Origin of the sequence: Neobacillus sp. 19, assembly GCF_049463095.1 — a bacterium.
Lineage (GTDB): Bacteria > Bacillota > Bacilli > Bacillales > Cytobacillaceae > Neobacillus.
The window spans coordinates 1-23838 of sequence record NZ_JBMPZU010000043.1 but is presented as its reverse complement, the minus strand read 5'-3'; the positions used below and the strand labels follow the sequence as shown (position 1 = coordinate 23838).

The 23838-nt window shown below is 41.1% G+C and carries 24 protein-coding genes and 3 pseudogenes; 8 read left to right on the top strand and 19 right to left on the bottom strand.

The genetic code is table 11. From position 1 onward, the window contains the following. Nucleotides 1–26 precede the first annotated feature (26 nt). Genes flgK through flgM form a run of 3 tightly spaced genes read right to left on the bottom strand, consistent with a single transcriptional unit; the run spans nt 27 to nt 2196 of the window. A complete protein-coding gene (flgK, locus tag ACO1D1_RS13845) occupies nt 27–1448 on the bottom strand; it encodes a flagellar hook-associated protein FlgK (protein WP_423336230.1) in 1422 nt (473 codons plus the stop codon). 12 nt (nt 1449–1460) lie between these two features. Further along, entirely contained in the window at nt 1461–1922 is a 462-nt protein-coding gene (locus ACO1D1_RS13840; RefSeq protein ID WP_423336229.1) for a flagellar protein FlgN, read from the bottom strand. After that, entirely contained in the window at nt 1915–2196 is a 282-nt protein-coding gene (flgM, locus tag ACO1D1_RS13835; RefSeq protein WP_423336228.1) for a flagellar biosynthesis anti-sigma factor FlgM, read from the bottom strand. Before flgM ends, ACO1D1_RS13840 begins: the two co-directional genes overlap by 8 nt. A gap of 144 nt (nt 2197–2340) precedes the next feature. Between flgM and ACO1D1_RS13830 the strand changes: the two genes are divergently transcribed. Next, nucleotides 2341–2790, top strand: coding sequence for a PilZ domain-containing protein (locus tag ACO1D1_RS13830; RefSeq protein ID WP_423336227.1), 450 nt, complete (start codon nt 2341–2343; stop codon nt 2788–2790). A 41-nt stretch (nt 2791–2831) separates the two neighbouring features. On the opposite strand, the gene ACO1D1_RS13825 is transcribed toward ACO1D1_RS13830, so the two are convergent. Genes ACO1D1_RS13825 through ACO1D1_RS13815 form a run of 3 tightly spaced genes read right to left on the bottom strand, consistent with a single transcriptional unit; the run spans nt 2832 to nt 4916 of the window. Next, nucleotides 2832–3605, bottom strand: a complete 774-nt coding sequence (locus ACO1D1_RS13825; protein WP_423336226.1) for a flagellar hook-basal body protein — start codon at nt 3603–3605, stop codon at nt 2832–2834. Between the two features lie 5 nt (nt 3606–3610). Then, the gene (locus ACO1D1_RS13820) at nt 3611–4450 is read right to left on the bottom strand and encodes a flagellar hook-basal body protein (RefSeq protein WP_423336225.1); all 840 of its coding nucleotides are present in this window, start codon (nt 4448–4450) and stop codon (nt 3611–3613) included. A gap of 28 nt (nt 4451–4478) precedes the next feature. Beyond that, nucleotides 4479–4916: a YaaR family protein gene (locus ACO1D1_RS13815; protein WP_423336224.1), complete on the bottom strand. Its 438-nt coding sequence runs from the start codon at nt 4914–4916 to the stop codon at nt 4479–4481. A gap of 117 nt (nt 4917–5033) precedes the next feature. Between ACO1D1_RS13815 and motA the strand changes: the two genes are divergently transcribed. Both motA and ACO1D1_RS13805 read left to right on the top strand, forming a co-directional pair. Then, nucleotides 5034–5831: a flagellar motor stator protein MotA gene (gene motA / locus ACO1D1_RS13810; RefSeq protein WP_423336223.1), complete on the top strand. Its 798-nt coding sequence runs from the start codon at nt 5034–5036 to the stop codon at nt 5829–5831. Beyond that, nucleotides 5815–6573 (top strand): OmpA family protein, encoded by a 759-nt coding sequence (locus ACO1D1_RS13805; protein ID WP_423336222.1) that lies wholly within the window; start codon nt 5815–5817, stop codon nt 6571–6573. The genes motA and ACO1D1_RS13805 overlap by 17 nt, the downstream gene beginning before the upstream one ends. Nucleotides 6574–6832: 259 nt before the next feature. Here ACO1D1_RS13805 and ACO1D1_RS13800 read toward each other — a convergent pair. From ACO1D1_RS13800 to ACO1D1_RS13790, 3 genes and pseudogenes are all read right to left on the bottom strand, one after another. Continuing rightward, nucleotides 6833–7605: pseudogene (locus tag ACO1D1_RS13800) on the bottom strand (SDR family oxidoreductase). A gap of 40 nt (nt 7606–7645) precedes the next feature. After that, nucleotides 7646–8056, bottom strand: a complete 411-nt coding sequence (locus ACO1D1_RS13795) for a MaoC family dehydratase (RefSeq protein ID WP_423336221.1) — start codon at nt 8054–8056, stop codon at nt 7646–7648. Continuing rightward, nucleotides 8053–8508, bottom strand: coding sequence for a MaoC family dehydratase N-terminal domain-containing protein (locus ACO1D1_RS13790; RefSeq protein ID WP_423336220.1), 456 nt, complete (start codon nt 8506–8508; stop codon nt 8053–8055). Before ACO1D1_RS13790 ends, ACO1D1_RS13795 begins: the two co-directional genes overlap by 4 nt. 210 nt (nt 8509–8718) lie before the next feature. Between ACO1D1_RS13790 and ACO1D1_RS13785 the strand changes: the two genes are divergently transcribed. The 3 genes from ACO1D1_RS13785 (at nt 8719) to ACO1D1_RS13775 (ending at nt 11360) form a co-directional block, all read left to right on the top strand. Then, nucleotides 8719–8871: a YpzG family protein gene (locus ACO1D1_RS13785; RefSeq protein ID WP_149869885.1), complete on the top strand. Its 153-nt coding sequence runs from the start codon at nt 8719–8721 to the stop codon at nt 8869–8871. Nucleotides 8872–9031: 160 nt separating this feature from the next. Continuing rightward, complete coding sequence (locus ACO1D1_RS13780) at nt 9032–9535, top strand: GNAT family N-acetyltransferase (protein ID WP_423336219.1); 504 nt, start codon at nt 9032–9034, stop codon at nt 9533–9535. Between the two features lie 166 nt (nt 9536–9701). Then, nucleotides 9702–11360, top strand: a complete 1659-nt coding sequence (locus ACO1D1_RS13775; RefSeq protein WP_423336218.1) for a PAS domain-containing sensor histidine kinase — start codon at nt 9702–9704, stop codon at nt 11358–11360. Here ACO1D1_RS13775 and ACO1D1_RS13770 read toward each other — a convergent pair. The 4 genes from ACO1D1_RS13770 to ACO1D1_RS13755 are packed head-to-tail and all read right to left on the bottom strand — an operon-like array spanning nt 11355 to nt 16435. Continuing rightward, a complete protein-coding gene (locus tag ACO1D1_RS13770; protein WP_149869882.1) occupies nt 11355–12464 on the bottom strand; it encodes a GerAB/ArcD/ProY family transporter in 1110 nt (369 codons plus the stop codon). The genes ACO1D1_RS13775 and ACO1D1_RS13770 overlap by 6 nt on opposite strands. Nucleotides 12465–12510: 46 nt before the next feature. Beyond that, on the bottom strand, nt 12511–13617 hold the full coding sequence (locus tag ACO1D1_RS13765) for a GerAB/ArcD/ProY family transporter (RefSeq protein ID WP_423336217.1): 1107 nt from the start codon (nt 13615–13617) through the stop codon (nt 12511–12513). Nucleotides 13618–13640: 23 nt separating this feature from the next. Next, a complete protein-coding gene (locus ACO1D1_RS13760) occupies nt 13641–14849 on the bottom strand; it encodes a Ger(x)C family spore germination protein (RefSeq protein WP_149869880.1) in 1209 nt (402 codons plus the stop codon). Further along, nucleotides 14846–16435, bottom strand: a complete 1590-nt coding sequence (locus ACO1D1_RS13755) for a spore germination protein (protein ID WP_423336216.1) — start codon at nt 16433–16435, stop codon at nt 14846–14848. The genes ACO1D1_RS13760 and ACO1D1_RS13755 overlap by 4 nt, the downstream gene beginning before the upstream one ends. 159 nt (nt 16436–16594) lie before the next feature. Between ACO1D1_RS13755 and ACO1D1_RS13750 the strand changes: the two genes are divergently transcribed. Beyond that, complete coding sequence (locus ACO1D1_RS13750; protein ID WP_149869878.1) at nt 16595–16831, top strand: hypothetical protein; 237 nt, start codon at nt 16595–16597, stop codon at nt 16829–16831. Nucleotides 16832–17268: 437 nt separating this feature from the next. Here ACO1D1_RS13750 and ACO1D1_RS13745 read toward each other — a convergent pair whose 3' ends face one another. Continuing rightward, on the bottom strand, nt 17269–18447 hold the full coding sequence (locus ACO1D1_RS13745; protein WP_423336215.1) for an MDR family MFS transporter: 1179 nt from the start codon (nt 18445–18447) through the stop codon (nt 17269–17271). Nucleotides 18448–18565: 118 nt separating this feature from the next. After that, on the bottom strand, nt 18566–18832 hold the full coding sequence (locus tag ACO1D1_RS13740) for a phage holin (RefSeq protein ID WP_149869876.1): 267 nt from the start codon (nt 18830–18832) through the stop codon (nt 18566–18568). Between the two features lie 210 nt (nt 18833–19042). Between ACO1D1_RS13740 and ACO1D1_RS13735 the strand changes: the two genes are divergently transcribed. Further along, a complete protein-coding gene (locus ACO1D1_RS13735; RefSeq protein ID WP_149869875.1) occupies nt 19043–21145 on the top strand; it encodes a transglycosylase domain-containing protein in 2103 nt (700 codons plus the stop codon). Between the two features lie 129 nt (nt 21146–21274). Here the strand turns inward: ACO1D1_RS13735 and ACO1D1_RS13730 are convergent. From ACO1D1_RS13730 to ACO1D1_RS13715, 4 genes and pseudogenes are all read right to left on the bottom strand, one after another. Further along, nucleotides 21275–21436: pseudogene (locus tag ACO1D1_RS13730) on the bottom strand (transposase); the annotation flags it as partial. A gap of 87 nt (nt 21437–21523) precedes the next feature. Continuing rightward, nucleotides 21524–23126: pseudogene (gene tnpC / locus ACO1D1_RS13725) on the bottom strand (IS66 family transposase). A gap of 90 nt (nt 23127–23216) precedes the next feature. Continuing rightward, complete coding sequence (gene tnpB, locus ACO1D1_RS13720; RefSeq protein ID WP_223821044.1) at nt 23217–23570, bottom strand: IS66 family insertion sequence element accessory protein TnpB; 354 nt, start codon at nt 23568–23570, stop codon at nt 23217–23219. Next, nucleotides 23567–23761, bottom strand: coding sequence for a hypothetical protein (locus tag ACO1D1_RS13715; RefSeq protein ID WP_149872886.1), 195 nt, complete (start codon nt 23759–23761; stop codon nt 23567–23569). Before ACO1D1_RS13715 ends, tnpB begins: the two co-directional genes overlap by 4 nt. Nucleotides 23762–23838: the final 77 nt, after the last annotated feature.

The following is a 23838-nucleotide window of genomic DNA, read 5'->3' as shown; positions in this document are numbered from 1 at the left end:
CTCCGTCCTCCTTTCTACCGTTCATCTTATAAACCATTAATCAATTTATCTAGCATATCATTGACAGCTGAAACATATTTCGCGGCCGCATTATAGGCTTGTTGAAAGCGAACCATATTGGTCATTTCTTCATCAATCGAAACGCCAGAAATCGATTGTCTCCGGCTATCAGCCTGCGTTGCCACTGCATCTGCACGATCACTCGCCTGTTTTGCTCCATTCACATCAAGTCCCAATTGACCAACAATCGACAGATAAAAATCACCGATTGTTGTCTGGCTGCCGTTAATATTAATTTTTTGGAATTGCAAATCAGCCATTGCTTTTGCGTTTGAACCATCGCCAATTAAATCCGACTTTGCAGCAGCTATTTTTCCAGGTGATGCTAAAAGTTTAGGATTCACCATCATACTAGCAGCATCTTTTGGCGGCTTGGTTGGATCGTCTTTATCAACAAAAAACGGCACCTTTTCTAGCTGCGTTTTCGCGGCGATATCATCCAGATTTCTAGCATCGTCACTCGTTTGCGAGTCATTCATTTGTTTCGCGAATGTACCTGCCAGTATATCTAAGTTTTTTCTTATTGAAGGAATACTACCTGTCAATGTATCCAAGATACCCTTCATTTCGCCGCCCTCTAAGGCAACGGCATTCCCATTAATCATTGCCTCGCCCGTTTGCGGGTTGACGGAAACTGTGCCGATTGTCATTCCATTGACAATCGCAACGCCGCCAACCGAAAGAATCGCTACCCCATTTGGACCTGCCGAAGTGTGGACGCTCATTAATTTTGATAGCTTATCAATTAATAAATCCCGTTTGTCTAATAAATCATTGGGCTGTTGGCCGGCTGCCGTCATCAATGAAATTTGTTTGTTTAATGCCGCCACTTCTTTTATTGAAGAATTAATATCGGTTACTTTTAACGTCAAATCATTCTTTAAACCATTTTCTATCTGGTCAATTCCTAGTGTAATCGATTGAAAGCTATCCGCTACGGCTTTCCCATTCGCTGCGACAACGGTTCTAATGGCCAGACTATCAGGATTTTTCGCGAGCTCCTGAAAGCTGCCCCAAAACCGGTCAAGCGTCATACTTAAACCGGCATCCGACGGTTCATTAAACATCGCTTCTAAACTTGATAGTGCATTTGTCTTAGCATCCCAATAGCCCGCTGTCTGCTGGGAATTGCGGTATTGCTGATCTAGAAAGTGATCGCGAATTCGCCGCAGTTCGCTCACTTCCACACCCGTTCCAATCGACTGCGGTGCTGTACTGTTATTCATTCCTGGGTATGCATATGGATTGGATGCATTTAGGATCGCTTCCTGTCTAGTGTAACCAACCGTATTGGCGTTCGCGATATTATGCCCTGTCGTATTCAATGCCGATTGCTGGGCTAAAATTGCCCGCTTGCCGATTTCTAATCCTCCAAAAGTCGAACCCATCTTCTTTCACCCCTATGCCTTTGCATCAAAAAAGCGAACAGAACCCAGCGTTTCCTGCGCGTCTTTCTTTGGACTGTATACGCCAGCTCCATTCGCTTTTGGCAGCATCTGTTCCATCATATAGTTTGTAAATGTTAATGACTGCTCGATTAATTGCTGATTCGTTTGATTGACACGTTCAATTTCAGCAAGTAACGAACGTAAATGTGCGTTTAGGGCGCTCCATTCCTCTTTAACAGTCCCATCCCGCTCTTGTTCAATTAATTCAGATAACGAAACGTGATTTCCGCTCAGCGCCGTCCGCTCCCGATCCGCTTCCTGAATTTTTTTAATCAGCTTCGATTCTTCCGCTAACACCGTTAAAAGCGGATTGATCTCACCACTGATTAAGATTTGCTGTTTCTTTTTCGCTGTTTCAAGTAAGGTTTCATGAAGGTTTGCCAATACTTGCAAAACCTCTGTCAGCTTATTCATCGATTTTTGCTCCTGACTTCCAGTATGCCAGCATTTTTTCAGCGACTTTTTCACTGTCCACTTGGTACGTACCATTCGCAATTTGCTGCTTCAATTGCGCAATTTTTTCCGACTTTTGCTGCTGAAGCTGTTTTTGTGCCTCACTGGATAATTCTACCTGTTCAAATTTTGCCTGTCTCTCTTCATTGGCTTTTTTAGGCTGTTCATTATTTTTTTGATAGGCATTGTAGGCTGCACCGATCCTGTTAATTTGATTGATATTATTGATTTTCATAAGGGTCCGCTCCTTCGCGTCATTCTCTCTATTTTAATGTATCGGCAGGTTGAATGAAAATGATTAGTGGAAAAGTTATCCTTTTATTCTATTGTTTTTAATGGTACTATTTTACTAGAAAACGATTTCAGGGGATGACATTACATGTACATACTGCTTGCACTCTCATTGGTCCTTATTCTTATCATTGCAATGATGCTTGTAATGAATATGAAGAATACGAGAAAAACAAAAACCGACACACAAACGCAAAGTATCGAGAGGCGGCAAGCCTATCGATTATACGTTAATAATAAAATGTGTAATATTCAGCCACTCTATTCTTCATCCAGAGAGGCAGCTATGATTTGCGATATCAGTGCAAGTGGGATCAGAATTGAGACCAAACCTGATTCACTAGCATTAAAATCCTTGTTATTGATTTATTTTACTCTCGGTGATGAAACTTTTTTAATTGAAGGTATGGTAAAAAGAAATCAATCCGTTGCCTCGAATCGAGACCAATATGGGATCAAATTTATTTTTCTCAATTCTGGCATGGAGGACAAGTTACAAAAAAAATTAACCTCGTTTATGAGGAAAGCAGCACAATAACAATTTTAGTTAAACGCCCGCATAATGATGCGAGCGTTTTTTTATGACCTCATTATTCCGTTAGCCATTCCAAGCATTTGATCAGCATAGCCGAGGGACCGGGCATTTGCTTGTAATCCTCGCTGCGCCTTAATCATATCTGTCATTTCTTTCGTTAAATCAACGTTGGCCGATTCGAGAAATCCTTGTTGCAATTGAACCGTATTGGCTAATGAAACAGTAGAGCCGCTGAGCCGGGAAACACCGCCTTCATCCGTTAACAGCTGAGGGTTTTGAATCGTCACAATTCCTATTTTCTGACCCGTACCTGTAATCGTACCGTTATTCTGTACATGAAAATTTTCAGCGTTTGATAACTCAATCGGTCTTCCCGTTTGATCAAGGAGCACATCCCCTTGGGAATTAACGAGCTGAAAACGGCCATTGCCAATCGGCTTTTGCTGAAAAGCACCGTTTCTAGTAAATAAGGTTTCCGTCGTATTACCGGTTGTGCGCTGGACTTGAAAATAACCGCCGCCAACAATCATGAAATCGAACGGATTATTTGTTTCAACCGTTAGCCCCTGGGTTGTGTCAAGTGATGTTGCGGCGATTCTTGAACCAAACGTCGTTCGAATGCCCGGAGGTGACGACCGTCCGACTTCCTTTTGCTGTTCAAGTTGATTTTGAATCGAGACTGCAAGATTATCAGAAAAATTGGCTTCCCTGCGTTTATAGCCTGTCGTTTCGACATTGGCGATATTATTGGCAATCGTATCTAGTTTTCCTTGATAGGCTTTGACTCCTGTAGAGGCAATATATAAGGATGTATTCATTCGATTTATACCCTTCCCACAGTATTTAATTGTTCCAATGTTTTATCATATGCTTGGAGTACTTTTTGGTTTGCCTCATACAGGCGGATATTCGCCATCATTTCTGTGATCGTCTGACCAAGATCGACATTCGATTGTTCGAGCATTTTATGCTGCAATTGCACACCGCTCGGCACCGTTTGCGCAATCATCGAAGGATTTCCTCCTTCAATCGTAAACAAACCATTGCCTTCTTTTACAAGTTTTGCTGGATCATTCACGACAACCAATCCTAGCGAGCCAATACTTTTGGCGGGGCTGGCGCCATTTGGATGGAGGATGATTTCACCGTTTTCGCTGATGGCGACATTGCCTGAAGCTAATTCGGGATCAGAAATCGGCGCCCCATTTTGTCCTAAAACCAAATCACCTGAGGCGGTTATCAGCTGCCCGCTCGCATTGACAGAAAAATTACCGTTTCTCGTAAGGTGAAAACCGCCATCAGCTGTTTGCACAGCGAACAGGATTGCCGGTTTTATCGATTTATTATTGGATACAATCGGTGCAAGCAGCGAATCGTTAATCGCTACATCCAAGGACCTGTTTGTACTAAAAAGGCTGCCTTGGGTAAATAAGGCTAATGTTTCTTGGTTATAGACACCCGTCGTAAGGGTTCCAATTTTTTTACCTGGTTCAAGTTTTTGATTATGTATTTGTTCTAATAGCAAATCCGGAAACGCCCGAAATGGACTGGCATCCTGCTTGTAGCCGGGTGTTTCGGCATTGGCCAGATTATTTGTTAACGCATCCTGCTTTCGTTGCAGCGCAATCATCCCCGACGCCGCTGTTTCAATCCCGCGAAGCATGCTCGTGCCCCTCTCGCTTTTATCTTATCTATAAATAAAGATTCACTAATAACCCCTTAATCTCGCCCATTTTATCCAACAAATCGATTGATGAAGCTTGCTTTTCCAAAACTAAATCAGATAATTCAAGCAGCTGTTGATCAACTTGCTTAATCATCTTTAACCGTTTTTCCCGGCCGTTTGGATAGCTGCCCGTGTGTTCTTCGATGGCAACACTGTTTTGTGCAACTTCTTTTAAAAAGGATTGGATGGTCTGCTTGTAAGCGATTAAATCTTTTAATGACCGCGAGCGGCTTAAATGGGAGCCATGCTGCTCAAGCTCGTTGAATAGTGTTTCAAGCCTTTCCTGAGAAAGCGTCATTTGTTTTTCTTGCAAAATATGATGAAAGGACAATGTTTCTTTTCCTTTTTCTCGTATAGAAAAAAACCGTTCCTGGTTCACCCCACGATTCGGTTGAATCTTCAAACGGCATGTCCCCTCTCTATCAAAAAATGATATTTTTCAAAACTAATTGTCGAATTTTACCGATTCACGTACAATATCATTATAAATCTATTTATTCTAGTTTTAAAGGAGAAAATCATGTCTACGATTATTGGAATTTTGCTTGCATTACTAGCAATTGGATTTGGAATGATTTTAAAGGGAGCTACGTTGTCGGCGTTAAATAATCCAGCTGCGTTTTTAATTATCTTTGGGGGCACAGCAGCAGCACTATTTATCGCCTTTCCATTAAGTGAGATAAAAAAATTCCCTGCTCTCTTAAAAATCGCCTTTTTCGAACCAAAACTTCCATCAAAAGCAGAGCAAACAACCAATTTAGTTAGATGTGCGGAGGTTGCGAAGCGGGAAGGCTTTCTGGCATTAGAGGAAATTGCCGGAGAGACAAAGGATCCTTTTTTCAAAAAAGGATTGGAAATGATTATTGATGGCAATGAAGCAGACTTCATTGAGGAAGTGATGCTGGATGAGGTGGCCGCTATTGATAAACGCCACAAGACGGGTGCGCTCATCTTTACTCAAGCAGGTACATATGCCCCGACACTTGGGGTTCTTGGAGCAGTAATCGGGCTGGTCGCATCGCTCGGAAATTTAAATAATGTTGAAAAACTGGGTCATTCCATATCTGCCGCTTTTATCGCGACCTTACTCGGGATCTTTTCCGGTTATGTGTTGTGGCACCCGCTGGCAAATAAATTAAAACGGCTTTCCAAGCGGGAACAGGAATTAAAGCTGTTGACGATTGAAGGGCTGTTAGCGATTTATCAAGGTGTTTCGCCAAGTGCATTAGAGCGAAAGTTAACGGTTTATATCCCGCCAAAAGAACGGAAAAAGCTTGATCAGAAGACAGAGGAAAAAGCACATGAGAAAACAGCGTAGAAATTTTGACGATGACCATGAAGAACATATCGACGAATCGTGGCTGATTCCATATGCCGATATTTTGACGCTTTTGCTGGCGTTGTTTATCGTTTTATTTGCTTCAAGTGCGGTGGATAAACAGAAATTCATGTCGATCATGCAATCCTTTAAATCGGAACTAACCGGGACGAAAATTGATAATCATAATGCCGGGTTGTCGGTTCAGCCGCCAAACAAAGATTTGCCCGAACAAGAAGTGAAAGAACCGAAGCCTGCTCAAGGTGCTGCTCCCGGTCCAAGCAAGGAGGAGACCGAGCTTTTAGAATTGAAGGGGAAAATTGAAAAATTCATCGCTGACAACCATTTACAGGCGGGGGTCACCCTTCAAGATACAAAACGGGGAGTGGAAATTACCTTTAAGGAAGTCATTCTTTTTGATCCCGGAAAGGCAATTCTAAAGGACACCTCCAACCAAACGCTGGATTCTATTATTGTTTTGATTAATACGGTGCCCAATCCAATCAGCATTGAAGGTCATACCGATAATGTTCCAATTAACAATGCGCAATACCCATCAAACTGGGAGCTATCTTCTGCTAGGGCAGTGAGCGTCCTTCATTATTTTGAAGCAAAAGACGTTGCCAAGGAACGACTGCAATTTGTTGGGTATGGGGAGTATAAGCCCCTCTTTCCGAATGATACGGCAGAGCATAAACAAGCCAATCGCCGAGTGAACATTGTTATTTTAAGAAATAGCTAGATATGATTGAAATATAAATGGTAAACGTCAGGTTGATGAGCTTGGCGTTTATTTGTTACCTAGGGGGGTTACTGTCGCATAAGCTTTGGTAACTGTCGGTTGAAGTTGCTTTTCTGTCGTATGAGACCGCTTTACTGTCGGATAGGCTACGTTTACTGTCAGGTCACCCCTTCTATCAGCGGATAAACTTCCGCTATTGGCGGATACCCCGATCCAATCAGCGAATACCCCTTCTCTATTGTGAAATAGCTGATTTCATTTACATCGCATGCGCCCCGCCATCAACAACCACGACCTCTCCGGTCACAAAATCTGATGCCGGTGCTGCTAAAAATAATGCAACCCCCTTTAGGTCGGTATCCGAGCCAAATTTCCGCAGTGGGGTTCCTTCAAGTATGGCCTCACCGCCATGCTCAAGAATGCCTTTAGACATTTTCGTTGGAAAAAAGCCCGGGGCAATCGCATTCACATAAATTCCTTTCGGCCCCCATTTTACTGCTAAATCCTTTGTAAATGTGATCACTGCACCTTTACTGGCGTTATATCCGATGGCATTCATATATTTCGGGTTGATGCCTTTTAAGCCGGCCACAGAGGCAATATTGATTATTTTTCCGGATTTCTGCTCAAGCATTACTTTTCCGACTGCCTGTGACATGAGGAAAGTGCCCGTGACATTCACATTCATCACCTTTTGCCAGGCCTCTAACGGCATCTCCTCCACCGGGGCTCCCCATGATGCACCGCTGTTGTTCACAAGAATATCGATCCGGCCAAACTTCTCCCTTGTTCGCTCAACCACATTTCTAACGTCCTCCGGGTTGGTGACATCACATTTTAACGCCATGCTCTCAACTCCGAGCTTCTTCAATCCTGCGCATACTTCCTCACAGGCTTCCACTCTCCTTGAACATACGACCACGTTTGCCCCTGCTTCCGCAAAACCCTCGGCAATTTGCAGTCCAAGCCCTCTGCCGCCTCCTGTGACAATCGCAACTTTACCGTTAAATCAAACAGCTGCTTCACATGCACGAAATTTCCACCCCTAAAAAAATTCATCAATATTTGTTGGTCAGTCCATTTTATATTGGTGAAAGACTGCCTCACCCTTTAACACTACCTTCCCCTGTTGGTTAACCGCTTGGACTTGAAAGTGTAGTTTGTTGTCCTGCTTTTCTTTTAATGTCGCTTGAAGCGTGATCACGTCATTCAAAAATACCATGCCTTTAAAGCGAATCGAGTAATCCTGAATAAATCCATCCTCATAATAATCGGTAAACAGCTTCGCTAAATTCCCCATCGTCCACATGCCATGGGCTATGATTCCCGGCAGGCCTGCATTTCTCGCTTCTTCATCTATCGTGTGAATCGGGTTAAAATCACCGGAGGCACCGGAATATTTAATCAGATCCATTCTAGAGACAGGCTCAAGCTGAATTTCTTTTACCGGCTCTCCAACCTTTAACTGTGAAAGTATACTCACTTCTCCATCCCCCTCTTTACAGCTTCAGAGATGACAATCGTTGAGATGGAACTGAAAATGGTGTTCCCATCTAAGTCTTCACCAAAGCTTTCAAGTACAAGGAATCCCATTTCGCCAAAGCTGCCTTTTTTCTCTGAATACTTTTTTACGATGGAATAGCAATAAACTTCCTCGCCAACCATTAATGGTCTTTCATAATGATATGATTCTTCGCCGTGGATCAATCCTTTATCTGGCAGATGAAAGCCTTCGATCACACCATAGTCCAATACCCTTGGGAATGTCGGTGTCGGTGGTGCAAGATTGTTTTTATATCTGGAAAGTCTTCCAGTATCCTCATCAAAATAGATAGGATGAAGGTCGCCGATGGCTTCCACAAATTTCTTGACGGCACCCCTTTCAACGACATTTTTCACCTTACTCGATTGTTTGCCTATTAAATCTTTAAACAATTGTCTAGCACCTCATTTCACTTTATTTGCGGGACCGCTTCAAAAAATCCCTACCGGCTGGAATGTTACCACAATTTTATTCTGAAATTTCAGATAACAAAAGTTTTATTTATCTTCCTAGTTTAATTCCTCATCTTTTTACAAATGATAAGAGTGATATTCATTCAGAATATCATCGTTTCAAAGTATCCTATGATGAGGTGATTTTAGATGAGCTACAAAGATCATTTAGATCCGCACTCTGAGTTATTTCACCACCCCTTTACACGGCCGAAACGCCAAAAATCACAGGTGAACGGGCAGACGCAAATGACGCAAAACACAATCATCTTAAGGAGCAATGCCAAGGCACATCGCTGGTAGAAGTCTTGGCATAGAAACGAAAAATGGCCCCTTCTCGATGCAATTTCGAGAAAGGGTCTTTCTTTTTCCAAAATGACTGAAATTTCTTATTGTAATTGATCCCTCTGCCCTATAATATTAAAACCATAACCATCATGATTTATTGGAGTGGAGTAAAACGATGTTTGAAGATTTCACCATCAGGGATGCAGAAATACATGATATGCCACTTATAATTGAAATTTATAATTCAACGATTCCTGACAGAATGGTTACAGCCGATTTAGAGCCAGTATCGGTAGAAAGCCGGATGCAATGGTTCAACAATCATTCTCCTGTTTTTCGTCCACTATGGGTCGTAGAATCAAATGGCGTGATTTGCGCGTGGGTAAGCTTTCAATCGTTTTACGGGCGACCCGCATATCAACATACCGCAGAAATCAGTATTTATATTCATCAAGAATTCCGCGGAAAGAGGCTTGGAAAATTTCTTATCCAAAAAGCAATTGATGCCTGCCCAAGGCTTGAAATCAAGACTCTACTTGGATTTATTTTTGGACATAATGAACCAAGTATTAAACTTTTCAACAGCTTTGGATTTGAAAAGTGGGCCCACCTCCCAAATGTAGCCGAATTGGATGGGATTGAAAGGGATTTGCTAATCCTGGGAAAACGAATTATATAGCTAAAGAAAAGCAGTGAATTTGCTCTCACAATTTCCACTGCCTTTTTTATTTTTCAGATTGCTTTATTCCAATATAATTCAATATCTAGTACTATATACAATAGAAGTAAATCATTTTCAACTATTCAAGGACACATCGTTTTCTTGAAAGAACTGGAGATATTCAATGGAGAAAAAAAAGCTAGTTATCCTTTATCTTATCACTAGTTTTATTTGGATATACGGATCAAATTATTTAATTCAACAGCTTGTCCCTGCTTCCTTTATACCGTTTGTAGAGCGCTCGAAAGAAATTTTTTATGTAGTTGTCACAGGAGGATTTATCTATTTTTTCCTTAATAAGAAGCAAGAATTATCGGAATCCCGAGAAGATCAGAACCGGTTATCCACGTTAATCAATTCCATGGTTGACTTTGTTAATTTCAAAGACGGCGAAGGACGATGGATTGAAGCGAATGATTTTGGCTTGCAATTGTTTCAGCTTGAACATGTCGATTATCGCGGCAAAAAGGATTCGGAATTAGCTGAGTATTCGGACTACTATGCTGATGCTCTCAGATACTGTGAGATTTCTGATGAAGAAACATGGAAAAATCGTGAAATTACCCGTATTGAGGAGTTCCTTCCCGTTCCTGATGGTTCAGTGAAAATATTTGATACCATTAAAGTACCGCTTTTCCATGCCGATGGTTCAAGACAAGGTTTAGTAATTATCGGAAGGGATATTACTGAAAAAAAGGTAATGGCTCGACAATTGGCCGAAAGCCAGCAGCAATATAAATCACTTTTTGAATATAGTCCGGATATTGTTTATATGCTGGATTTGGATGGAAAGATCACCAATCTTAACCCGCATTTTGATGTCATCACAGGTCTCACCCGGGAAGAGTTTATTGGGAAGAATGTAAAAGACATTATACCGAAAAATTATAAAAGATTCTTGCCGCGCTTTATTTCCATTGTTGTTGAAGAGGTAAAGCCGGTTATGTATGAGATAAACATCCCACATGCGTCTGGGAAAGCAATCACATTACAATGTACATCACTCCCCATCATCATTGATGGTAATGTCACCGGAATCATTGGGTATGGCAGGGATGTCACCACCTTAAGGAAAACGGAGGAACGTTTACGGAGAACAGAAAAACTTTCAGTTGTCGGTGAATTATCTGCCAGTGTTGCCCATGAAATCCGCAACCCCCTTACCTCTTTAAAAGGCTTTGTTCAGCTTTTAAAAGTAGATGACGGGCAGCATCAGTTGTATTATCAAATCATGTTAGACGAATTAAATCGAATCAATCACATTGTTGACGAGCTCCTTCTGCTTGCGAAACCACAGCATCTTAAATTTACAAGTGCAGCCATTCAGAAGCTCTTGAATGATGTCATCTCGTTATTAAGAACCGAAGCGATTTATTATAATGTTCAAATCGAGTCTATTTTTCCTGAGGAAGAGATTTATCTTGAATGCGAACCAAATCAGCTTAAGCAATTATTTATCAATATTATTAAAAATGCAATTGAAGCATCGTTCAAGGGCGGCACCGTTGCAATTGGGGTGGAACTGTCAGAGAATAGTCAGGTTTTCATTACCGTGAAAGACAACGGCTGCGGAATTTCAAAGGAAAGATTAGAGAAGATTGGCGAACCATTTTACTCTTCAAAGGAAAAAGGGACGGGCTTAGGTCTGACAGTAAGCTTTAAAATCGTTCAATCACACAAAGGGTCTATTCGTTTTGAAAGTCAAAAGAATCAAGGAACCACAGTTCACCTATCTTTGCCAATCAGTCAGGATCACACAAAAAAACAACAATCTCATTTATGATGAGCTTGTTGTTTTTTTCTTTCGATTGCGGAAAATGGCAATGATAAGTAATAGGAACGGTATGATAATCTGAAATGGCCAGTGCAAATATACCGGTACCACTCTTAACCCTTCTTGAATATGTTCTGCATAATTCGAGGCAATCGTAATCGAAGCAAACAAAATAACGAATCCAATAGGAAAACTCAGCTTCTGGTGATTTTTAAACCGAAATATATCTGCAGTCCCAATCACCGCTGCATAGAAAAACAGCGAAATTTTAAAATATCCGGCAATGACTAAATAGATGACAAATAGAACATCCAACCGTTCAATAAAATTAGCAAGTTGAATTTTCCCAATCGTGGTAAGCAAAGGAAAATTCGAGCGCTGAAATAAGTCTACCCCTAGTGTAGCAACATTGATGGCAGCTGTTATCGTCACATTAATACCCGCCAAGATCATTCCGCCCATACAGGCCGCTTTTACTTTTTTTTGATCATTTATATAGGGGAGCAGCATAATGAAGACAACCATTTCCCCAAACGGAAAAGTGATTGTTCCCCTAATAAACGTGATTAACACGGGCTTCCATCCATTTTCTAACATTGGTTGAAGAAATTCAGGATGAATGATTCCCGAGAATAATATGAGACTGAAGCCGGCAATTGCCATAAGGTAGATGATGCCAAAAGATAACTCCCCTACTCTTGCAATCACTTCTATCCCTTTATGAACACCATAAATAATCGTCAATATCATCAAGGAATTTATTACAATGAGCGGTGTATTAAAATAAATAGTGGTTGTTAACAATTCACCAAAATCACGCAATACCCTTGACGCACAATATAGAAAATAGATGATATACAACAAGCCCAGCAGCCTGCCAATCCATTTCCCAGTAATTTTTTGTACGTAACTTGTAAATGGGAGATCAGGGTAATACTTATATAGCTGATAATAAACGAGAAATAAGACTAAACCGCCGGCTAAGCCTAATAACATGGCGATCCATGCGTCTTGTTTTGCTGATACCCCGAGACCCACAAGAATAGCACTTCCCATTTCAAACAAGACCACAAGTATAAACAGTTGGGATGCTTTGATTTTTGCCTTTTCCATTACTTCATCCCCTTTTCCCAGGGTCAATCAATAAGAACAGGCTTCTTTAAGAGCTTGTTATTTGTTTCTTTCGGTTACGAAAAAAGGCAATGACCAGCAAGATAAATGGGATGATAATTTGAAATGGCCATTGCACATAAATGGGCACCGTCTCTAATCCTTCTTTAAGATGTTCTGCATAATTCGAGGCAATTGTAATCGACGCAAAAAGGATAATTAATCCAAACGGAAAACTCAGCTTCTGATGAGTTTTAAACTTAAAAAGGTCTGTGGCTCCGATTACTGCCGCATAAAAAAACAACGAAATTTTAAAATACCCGGCAATAACTAAATAAATGATAAATAATACGTCCAGCCGCTCAATAAAATTAGCCAATTGAATTTTACCAATCGTAGTGAGCAAGGGGAAATTGGAGCGCAGAAATAAATCTACCCCTAACGTCGCGACATTAATAGCAGCTGTAATTGCCACATTGATTCCTGCTAAGATGATCCCGCCCAAACAAGCGGCTTTCGCTTTTTTTTGATCATTTAAATAGGGAAGCAGCATGCAAAAGACAACCATTTCTCCAAACGGCCGTGCACTTGTTTCCCTAAGAAATGCGATGAAGATTGGCCTCCATCCATGTTCTAGCATTGGTTGCAGATATTCAAGATGAATGATTCCTGAAAATAAAATGAGACCGGCACCGGCAAATGCCATAAGGTAAATGACACCGAAAAGCAGCTCCCCCATTCTTGCAATCACTTCAATCCCTTTATGGACACCATAAATAATCGTCAGCATCATTAACGAATTGATAACGATGAGTGGGGTATTGAAATATATGGTTGTCGTTAACAACTCACCAAAATCACGCAATACCCTTGTAGCAAAGTACATAAAATAGATGATATACAATAGGCTAAGCAGCCTGCCAATCCATTTCCCGGTAATTTCCTGAACATAACTCGTAAATGGGAGATCAGGGTAATACGTATATAGCCGGTAGTAAATGAGAACTAACGCCAATCCGCCAGCTAAGCCTAACAAAATAGCAAGCCATGCGTCTTGTTTTGCTTGAAATCCGGGAATAAATAGAAGAGCACTGCCCATTTCAAATAAGACCACTAGTATAAACAATTGGGATGCTTTGATTTTTGCCTTTTCCATTCTGTTATCCCCTTTTCCCAGGGTCAATTATTAAGATCAGACCAAAACGGCTTAGTGCGAATCCCTTCACGGCGGATATACGAATCAACCTTTACATGCACTTCAAGCTCAGCGAAATGGTCATTCCAATTGGGTTTCAGTTGGTTCCAAAGGGTTGGATTCTTCCTGTGAAGTCTTTCACCAAACCCAAAAATATCGCTCTTCATTTTTTGTGCTTTTTTCACTGATGACAAAACTTCCCGCTTGATTTCCTGTCCAGTTAGCTTTTCAACTTTCAATATTTCATTTGGATCAGTTAAATCGATATCAGTATTTGCCTCGCTCACCCAGCCCTCATTTTCAATTGCTATATAGATGACGGGGTTTCCCTTCAAAATCTTAACCGAAACCCTTGTTTTACTTCGGATAGGAGACACAGTTATGGCACTTTTTTTTCCTTTCCATGTAACGTTTACACCCGTGCTTTTCAACCGATCCAAAATCCAGATTACTCCGCGTGCGTTATTATTATCAATCCAGCCTACTAATTTTCCTTCTCGAAAAACAGCTAAACCATCTGCTTTCAGCACCGAATCTGCCCTTGTATGCTGCAAATCCTTGAGTTCCCCAGCCATTTTATCATTACCGGTCAATTTAAAGCCGTTGACAATCGGCTCTTTGCCATCACTAACAAGTCCGGCCAGGAAATCGTCGATATTGATACTCGTATTTTCTCCTAACATCGCTTCTGTTGCTTTAATCTCTTTGGTAATCTTATTAACAGGCATTTTATCAAGATTGGCAAGGGATGCAACCAATACCTCCGCAGAAGTGTCTCTCGTGACAACAAGCTGGGTGGTCGTTCGAAACTCTGGATCCCTATCCAATGCATCCATTATATAAAGTAGCCCATCCTTTGCAATATCTTCACTTACCGCAATTAGGTTCGTATGGGAGTAATACAACCGGCGCGAAATTTGTTTTGTAGCATTTCTGGCAGCTTCCGTAAGGGTATCCCCTGAACTTTTATAAACAGCAATTGGCAAACCCTGCCCCCCGCCATTTTGACCGGATGACACATTTCCGGGATTCACAATTTGGAAGGAAACATTAAACTTTTTCTCTTCCCCCTTGTCAACTCCGATTGCCATGACAAAGGCTAAATCGGTCAATTCCTTTTGATTCCAGCAGGCGCTTAAGATTGGCAGTAAAAGGACAAACATGAAAGAGCGCACAACTACTTTTCTCATCATGATTCACCGTTGGAAGATTGATTATTGTCCTCCGGTTTCGGTGGGCTTGGTTTTTGGTTCCCCCCAGATCTTACGATATTTCCTTTACTAATAAACATCGGTCTGTTTTTCATTGCCCAGATCGGAAAGCGGACAAACACATCCTGTTGATTATGAATATTAAATGGTGCTAATGGCATCATGTAAGGAATCCCAAATGACCTTAGTGAGCATAAATGAATCGCCATAAACATCAGGCCTAACATGATCCCATAGAAACCCAATACCGTCGCTAAACCCATTAGGACAAAGCGGATTAATCTTGCCGCAATCGCCATGGCAAAGCTTGGTGTTGCAAAATTGGCAATCGCCGTTAGCGAGACAACGATAACCATAACAGGTGACACAATCCCTGCCTGGACTGCAGCTTGACCAATCACAAGGGCGCCGACAATCGAAACAGCCTGCCCAACCGCTCTTGGTAAACGCAAGCCGGCCTCCCTTAAAATTTCAAAGAGAATTTCCATGATTAATGCTTCAATAAATGCAGGGAATGGAACATTTTCACGTTGGGCTGCAATCGCAATTGCCATCGAAGTTGGGATCATCTCCTGGTGAAAGGTGGTCATCGCAATATATAATGCCGGCCCAATTAAAGCAATAAAGAAGGACAATATTCTTAATAACCGGATTCCCGTTGAGATATCAAACCGTGAATAATAATCATCCGGAGCCTGAAAAAATTGAATAAAAATTGCCGGAGCAGATACAACAAACGGTGTCCCGTCCACAAGCAGCGCAACCCGTCCTTCGAGAATATGTGATGAGATAACATCCGGACGTTCCGAATGATACGTAGTCGGAAAGGTTGACCAGGATTGATCTTCTATCAACTGTTCAATATAGCCTGAGGCCTGGATGGAATCTATGTCAATTCTATTTAATCGTTCCCTTACCTCTTGAACAATTTTTTCATTCGCAATTCCTTTCAGATACATAATTCCTACATCCGTTTGTGATACCTTGCCAATTTTCATTGTCTCTAACCACAAATTTGGACTTGTAATTCTTCTGCGGATTAAAGCGGTATTTGTTCGTAGCGTTTCTGTAAAGGAATCCTTTGGACCGCGAATCGATAATTGGGTGGAAGGTTCGGTGATCGAGCGCTTTTCCCACCCTTTTGTTTCGACGCTTATTACTTTGCAATAGCCATCTAAAAAAAACAAGGAATTTCCGTACAGGAGATTATCATAAATTTGATTCCATTCCGTTATAATCTGAATATTCCCTATACTTACCACCTTATCAGCTAAACATTGAAAGGCATCATGAAGTGTAAGGTCGATATCACCTTTAAATAAAGATTCCATAAAAAAGTCACTGACCATTTCTTGGTCCGCTAAGCCATCCATATAAATACATAACCCTTTGATCCGGTTAAATTGAAATTCGCGGAAAGCCAGATCCGTACTGTTTCCCAACTCACCTTTAATTCTGTTTAAATTGTCTTGATAATTCCTGAGAATGGATAATTCTTCCGGTTTTTGAGGATCTTGCTGTTGCCGGTAATTATCGTTTTGTCTCTTTTTTTGTTTCTTTTTCAACATATTTGATAAAATCGACACAAGCTCCACCTCATTTCATCAAATTCCTTTTGGCTATTTTACCCAACGTCATCTGTAATATCCATTTTTACCATGAATCTTTCTGCATAGGGAATTCTACGGATGCAAACATAAGTATAATCTGGAATGTAGGTGAATCGATTGAAACAATTTTTTGTCGCTCTTTTATTGGCAGTCGGGATGTTATCGCTAATGATTTTTTTAGACTTACTGATGGGCATTACTGCTAAAGGTATTTTCTGGAAAACGATCAATCCTTTTCGGGTCATGGAACCGGCAGAATATGTGATTGTGATATTTTTTATTACCATTTTTCTTCTGAAATCCATGTTTTCTTATATTAAGAAAAAACAACAAAGTAATCCGCCAGCGAATTAAATGTAGTGGGAGCAAAATGAAAAAGAGCTCGGCATTTAGTTAAAAATGCGAGCTCTTTTCTTCATTGCTTTGATCCACTTCGATCACTTGTTTTCGCTTAAAGAACCTAATCATCGTCATTCCTCTATTCTTCCACTTTCTTCTTGCTTCAATGTTCGGACCGTATACAATGCGATTCCAGCCATAATAGGTTCCTTCCCTCTAACACCATCAGGATGGCGAAAGAAAGGACAGTCATGGTAATCCAATGCGACATGTCGAGAACTCCTTTGCAAAAGGATACGATTTATCCTGCATGATAAATCAGTAAAGAATTACGATCAATCTTCAGTTCTTCCATTCTATTATAGCAATAAATTACCAATATGTGGGTAAAAATTGGTTAAATCTGAATGTTGTATAGCTAAACAGCCTTTCCGGCGGTTGTTACTCTTGATTTATTCCCGGCTGTAAAGAAGATGATGCTTCCTGAGGGTGATAATCGAAACCACCAAGAACATGATTTGACCGTGGTAATGACTGAGTAGAAATCCGCCAAAAATCGGTCCAAGAAAGTTTCCAATTTTGCGGAATTGAGCTGCGCCAAAATAGGTGCCGCGCACATGCTCCGGTGCAAGTGTATCAATCATCATACTGTTTGACGGGAAGATCAAAATTTCACCAAATGTCAATAATACCATGGCAAGAACAGCCGTAACCCAGCCGTCAACAAAGCTAAAGCCGATTAATCCGGCAGCCATAAACATGGCACCAACCACCATGACCTGCATTACTCTGAATTTTTCCGCCACATAGCTTATGGGCATTTGCAGAAAAACAACCATTAAGGCATTAATGGTAATGAGCATGGAAAATATGACTACACCGTTTTCAAGCGATCCCTCTAAAATTTGCGGTAAATTGGAATCAATTTGCACATACCCCATATTGACCAAAATAATCCCAATAATTAAATACCGTAACGCCTTATCCGTTTTAACAATCCGAAATGCATCACCAAACGATACATTCTTTTTGCTTTGTTGCTGTTCAGGTTGAATAATCAATTTATTCATAAAGTAAACCAACACAATCCCATAGAGTAAATACGTCGTACCCGTTATGCCAAATGATAGTTTTGCAGAGGTATTGGCCAAATAGGCACCAATCAATGGACCAACGGATGCCCCGATATTCATGGCCGTATAGCGTAATGAATAAATCTTCATCCGCTTTTCCTTACTGCTCACATCTGCCATTAAGGCTTGGGAGGTCGGCTCAAAGAATGATGTACAAAGCCCGTTAAGTGCATTGAAGAGGATAAACCAGCCTTGCCCTGTTGCAATGGTAAACCCGTAATAGACCAAGGCCAACATAAATAGTGAGATTAGCATCACCGGCTTTCGTCCGTAGCGGTCTGATAAATGGCCGCCAATGAAACCCCCTGCAGTTGCCATTAATGGGCTCATCCCAACGGTTAAGCCAATGATAATCGGAGAAATGTCCATATGCCGCGATAAATAGATTGATAGGAATGGCAGCGTCATAAAGGCGGAGCATCTTGTTAATACAGTACCAATTAATAACACCCATACAATCGGATGAAATTGACCAATATAATTTTTCATTTTATTCATATGAAATACCCTCGGAAGTTATAGTCTATTTACCTAGTTAACCAATTTATGTATCTAAAGTAAAGAAATTTTCTACACAATTGAAAAAGTCAGGCTCCAATTGAACCTGACCTTCTGTTTAATTCGGATCCTTATATTTTAGGGCCCTTACACTGTCTCCATAGCCTTTTGTTGTTGGATCCTGTACAATTCCTAACATGGACAATAAAACAAACACGGCATTCACAAACGTTAAAATCGAGCTTTGGATTGCATCTGTTAGTTGAAAGTCAACTAAACCCATTGTATTTAAACCTGCTAACACCATTTGTGCTACAATGAGAAGCTGTGATACAAACGCGATGACCCAGTTTCGATTTCTAAACCGAACTTTCCAGTTAATCATTCTCCCATCCCTTTCCTGTATGCTAAATTTTCTTTCTATTAACATATGCTTGGCCAAGGAAATGGTTGTCCACGATTATCACAGTTTTACCTTTTTTTCCATTATTTTTGAGTCCTTCCGTCATCAGGCTAATACACATTTGTTGGTTTTTTTTGCAAGAAAATTTATAATAGGTTAAGCAAAAATTCCTTTTGAAAGTAAGGAGATACTATGGAGAAATTACATCCATTTCGAGATATGATTATTCGTTTTTGGAAAAAGAAACACTTGACTCAAATTATTTTATTAATCCTACTTGTCGTACTATTAGGGACCATCCTTTATTTTGGCTGGCTGGCAACAAGGGCAAATGTGGAATCCTTGAAAGAAGGCCTAAGCCAGCCGACGGTCATTTATGATAAAGGCGGCAAGGTGGCGAGCAATGTTGCTACCAATCGGACGAAAGGAGTAAAAGTAGCGGAATTGCCTAAATATGTTCCGAATGCCGTTGTCGCGATTGAAGACGAACGTTTTTATGAGCATAGCGGTTTTGATGTGAAGGGTATTGCCCGGGCCTTTTTCAGTAACTTGTTTGCCGGAAGAATCACGGGCGGAGGCAGTACGTTAACACAGCAGCTGACAAAAAATGCCCTGCTTTCACCAGAGCGCACCTATAAACGAAAAGCCGAGGAATTATTTTTAGCTGTTAAAATTGAAAAGGTTTATACAAAAGAGGAAATTCTGCAAATGTATATCAACCAGGTATACTTTGGCAGCGGTGCTTGGGGAATCGCCAATGCCTCGAAGAAATATTTTAATAAAGATGTCAAGGATATAAGTGTAAGTGAGGCAGCCATGCTTGCGGGACTCCTCCATGCGCCAAACTATCTGGATCCTTACAAAAACTATGATTTAGCGATAAAACGACGAAATGTTGTCTTAGGAAAAATGAAGGAGCTTGGATTCATTTCTGCCCAAGAGGTCGAAACCGCAAAGAAAGAAAAGATTTCACTAAACGATGGCGGCGGCAGCTTTGTCGAGCGAAAATATCCCTATTATGTGGATGCGGTTTTAAATGAGGCGATTTCAAAATATGGAGTCACCCAGGAAGAGATCTTAACAAGAGGATACCGTATCTATACGGAAATGGATCAAAACCTGCAGGCCGGACTTGAAAAAGTATATAGTAAAAACTCTTTGTTCCCAAGAGGAAAGGGAAATACCCTCGTTCAAAGCGGGTCTGTCCTGATGGATCCGGCCTCAGGCGGTGTCAGAGCTCTTGTTGGCGGCAGAGGTGAGCATGTGTTCCGTGGCTTTAACAGGGCGACACAGTTACGGGTCCAGCCTGGCTCAACGATCAAGCCGCTGGCTGTCTATACACCTGCACTGGAAAATGGCTATAACTATTCGTCAGAACTTGTCGATGAACCAACAACCTTCGGAAATTACAAACCGGAAAATTTCTCGAAGACGTTTCAAGGAAAGGTACAACTGTACAAAGCCCTGGAAGAATCGTTAAATGTTCCCGCTGTATGGCTCTTAAATGAAATTGGCTTAAATAAAGGCTTGGATGCGTTACAACGTTTTGGCATTCCTCTGGAAAAGGAAGACGAAAATCTGGCCATCGCCCTTGGCGGCATGAGTAAAGGGGTTTCACCGCTGCAAATGGCAAATGCGTTTACCGCTTTTCCAAATGGCGGCAAGCGGCAGGATAGCCACTTAATTACGAAAATCGTCGGGCCAACAGGGAACATTATCGCTGAACGGGAGGTAAAAACAACAAAGGTAACATCTAAAAAGGTTGCTGACGAGATGACCTCCATGTTGTTGAATGTGATGGAAACCGGGACAGGCAAGCGTGCCCATATCCCTGGTGTAGAAATCGCCGGAAAAACAGGATCAACTCAGCTCCCATTCGGTGATGTCAGCGGTACGAAGGATCAGTGGATGGTCGGATATACACGGAACATTGTCGGGGCCATCTGGATCGGTTATGACCAAACAGACCGTGAACATTATCTGCCAAGCTCGAGCTCATCTAATGTGGTACCGATTTTTAAAGAAATAATGAAGGAGTCATTGCCATACCTACCGGATGAAAGCTTTCATGTGACTTCCATCAATGCCCAGCTTGCCGGAGAGGCCGCAACAAAGACAAGCATTGATGAGCAGGCGAAGGAAATTAGCAAGGAATTAAATGAAAATGCCAAAAAAATTGGGTCCGCGATAAAAGAAAAAGCCCCGGAATGGAAAGAGGGCTTGGACAAAGCGTTATACACAATTGGCAAAGGAATAGACAAATTGGTGGAGAAAGTAAAAAGCATAAGTGAATAGCACGCCTTATCGGCGTGCTCAGATTGTAGACAAAAGGCATTCCGAATGATCCCATTCGGTTGCCTTTTTCCATTTTTAAGCACTTTTTCGTTAATTTTTTCTTGAATTGGACCCCTCCGGGGTCAATTTTTATGCCATTGTTGGACTAATCCAAGTCCAGTTTGCCATCTTCTTTAAATTCATGGCAGCAAAAGTAAGCATCGCCTGCATGGACAATTTTTTAAGACCCCTTAAGGTTGTCCAGCGCATACCATGCTTTTCTTTCGCATCCGCAAATACTCGTTCAATCGTAAGCCCGAATTATAAAAAATAAGCGCACCTTTCGGTACGCATCACGAATAGCCGTAAATCCCGATTTTTTTCAATCGAATTTACGGCTTATTTCAATTTTTGCCCACATTCGGCCTGAATCACTTTTGACCAGGGCATGTATTGATCTAAAATTTCAGGTTTTTGATGGATGCCAAGATTGGGCAGATCCGTCAAAAGTTTCTTCAAGTATTCGTAGAAATCTACACCGTTACTTTTGGCAGTTTCTGCGATACTGAGACAAATGGCGTTCGCTTTTGCGCCGGCTTCACTGACTGAGAAAAGCCAGTTTTTTCTCCCCACGACGTTAGGGCGGATGGCGTTTTCAGCGGGATTATTATCGATTTCAACGCGCCCGTCGTTCAGGTATGCTCTAAGTCCATTTGCCCTGTTCAATGTATATTCAGCTGCTTTCGCCAGCGCATTTTTTCCATAGAATGGTGACGTTTCAACCCATTCAAGGAATTTATCTACAATTGGCTTCGAATATTTCTGGCGTTTTTTTCTTCGCTTACTCGGAGACAAATGTTTAAATTTCCTTTCAAGACGGTATAAATCGTCACAAAAGCTCACACCTATACGGCCATTTTTGCTGTCCGCCTTCAGCCAATAACGGCGAACGTGGGCCCAACAATTTGCGAAAGTAACGCCTTCCAACTTGCCATAGGCAGAATAACCATCGCAAATAATCGTTCCTGAAAAGCCTTCAATGAATCCTTCAAGGACGGATCGGGCTCGCGATAATGCACTATGAAAGAGAGTTATTGGTGGTCCTTGGCAAGGAACACTTCGAGACACCCAATTATAAGCATTGGTTTGACCCGATTTACCATCGGAACGGTGGAGTATTTGTCCATATGTTTCATCAATATGTAAAAGCGATTTATTCATCATCAAATCTTTCATTCTTTCATAAATAGGCAATAGCCAATCGTGTGATGCACGAATGACCCAATTCGAAAGATTCTTATCGTTGGTATTCAGGCCGTAACGATCCCATTCCTTAACCTGGCGGTAAAGGGGGAGGTATTGCGCAAATTTATCATAGATGACTTTGGCAAGCACGCTAGGGCTTGCGATGCTACGTTGAATGGAAGGCTGCGGTGCCTTACCACGTTTAATTTGGGCTTTTTGAAATGAATCACCTTTACAATTTTTACATTCATAAGCATGTTCTATGTGTTGGACTTTCTTCATTTTTGCGGGAATAAATTCTGCTTCTTCGCGCACGATTGTACTTCCAATTTCAATCATTTGTCCCTGGCAACAGTCACATTGTATATTTTCTGGATGATAGTGAAATGCTTCAACTTCTATATCATCTCGTAATGAATCATTTCGTTTTTTCTTTTTAATAGTTCGAACAACAGTATAAGAAATGGTCTGTTGGCTTTGTTCTTCTGTGTGCTCAGATTCGCTAAAAGACGGGTCATCATCAAATAATGACGATTGCCCTTCTGGTGCGTTATATCTTGATTTTTCAGTTTTAGAACCATATAAGAGTTTTGTTAAGTGCCGAAGTTGTTGCGTTAACGCTTCGTTCTGTTTCAACGATTGATCCAATTTTTTGGATAGCTCCTGGTTTTGTTGATTCGAATGAGCCAACTGCTCTTTCGAGCAATCGAATTACTCTATCAAATTGATTTTCATTCGTAGAAGAAGTATTCGCCACATCATTCACCACTTTTCGTTCGGATTCACTTCTTTTATTATAACGAGTTCGAACAGTGGAATAAAGATAAAATGAAGGGCTTTAACGAATTTAGAAGGCACCTTTTGGTGACTGCTGAATCGCCTTTGGCTGCTGGATAGATAACCCCTCGAGGAGCCACCTGAGCTCCTTTTGAGAGAGATTCCGTACTTCGTTTTCATCCTTTGGCCATTGGAGTTTTCCGTTATCCAAACGTTTATATAGCATGGCGAAGCCATCACCGTCGAAATATAAGCATTTATAGCGATCTTTACTCCATCCTGAAAACAAGAAAATGGAATCCCCGTATGGATCCAATTCAAAGGAATCTTGAATTAATGTGGCTAGTCCGTCAATACCTTTTCTCATATCAGTTTTACCGCAAATGATGTAAATATTTTTTACGCTAGTAAAATCGTGTTTCACGGATTTTTCAACTCCCTCATAACCGTTTGGATGATGTGCTCATCTACGCCGTTGAAGAAGGAGATTTCGGCGTTGCCGGTTTTGATCGTGCAAGTAGGATTTGGAGAAATCACTACTGGATTTGGTGCAGAAGTATTTTTGTTTTCGGAATGTAATGTAACGGGGACGATTGTGAGTTTTTGCTGCGGCATATGAAAAAGCACCTCCTTAAATTGATACGTTGATCATACCAGGAGGTGCTGCTGTTTTTATATGCGTTGTTTGAATA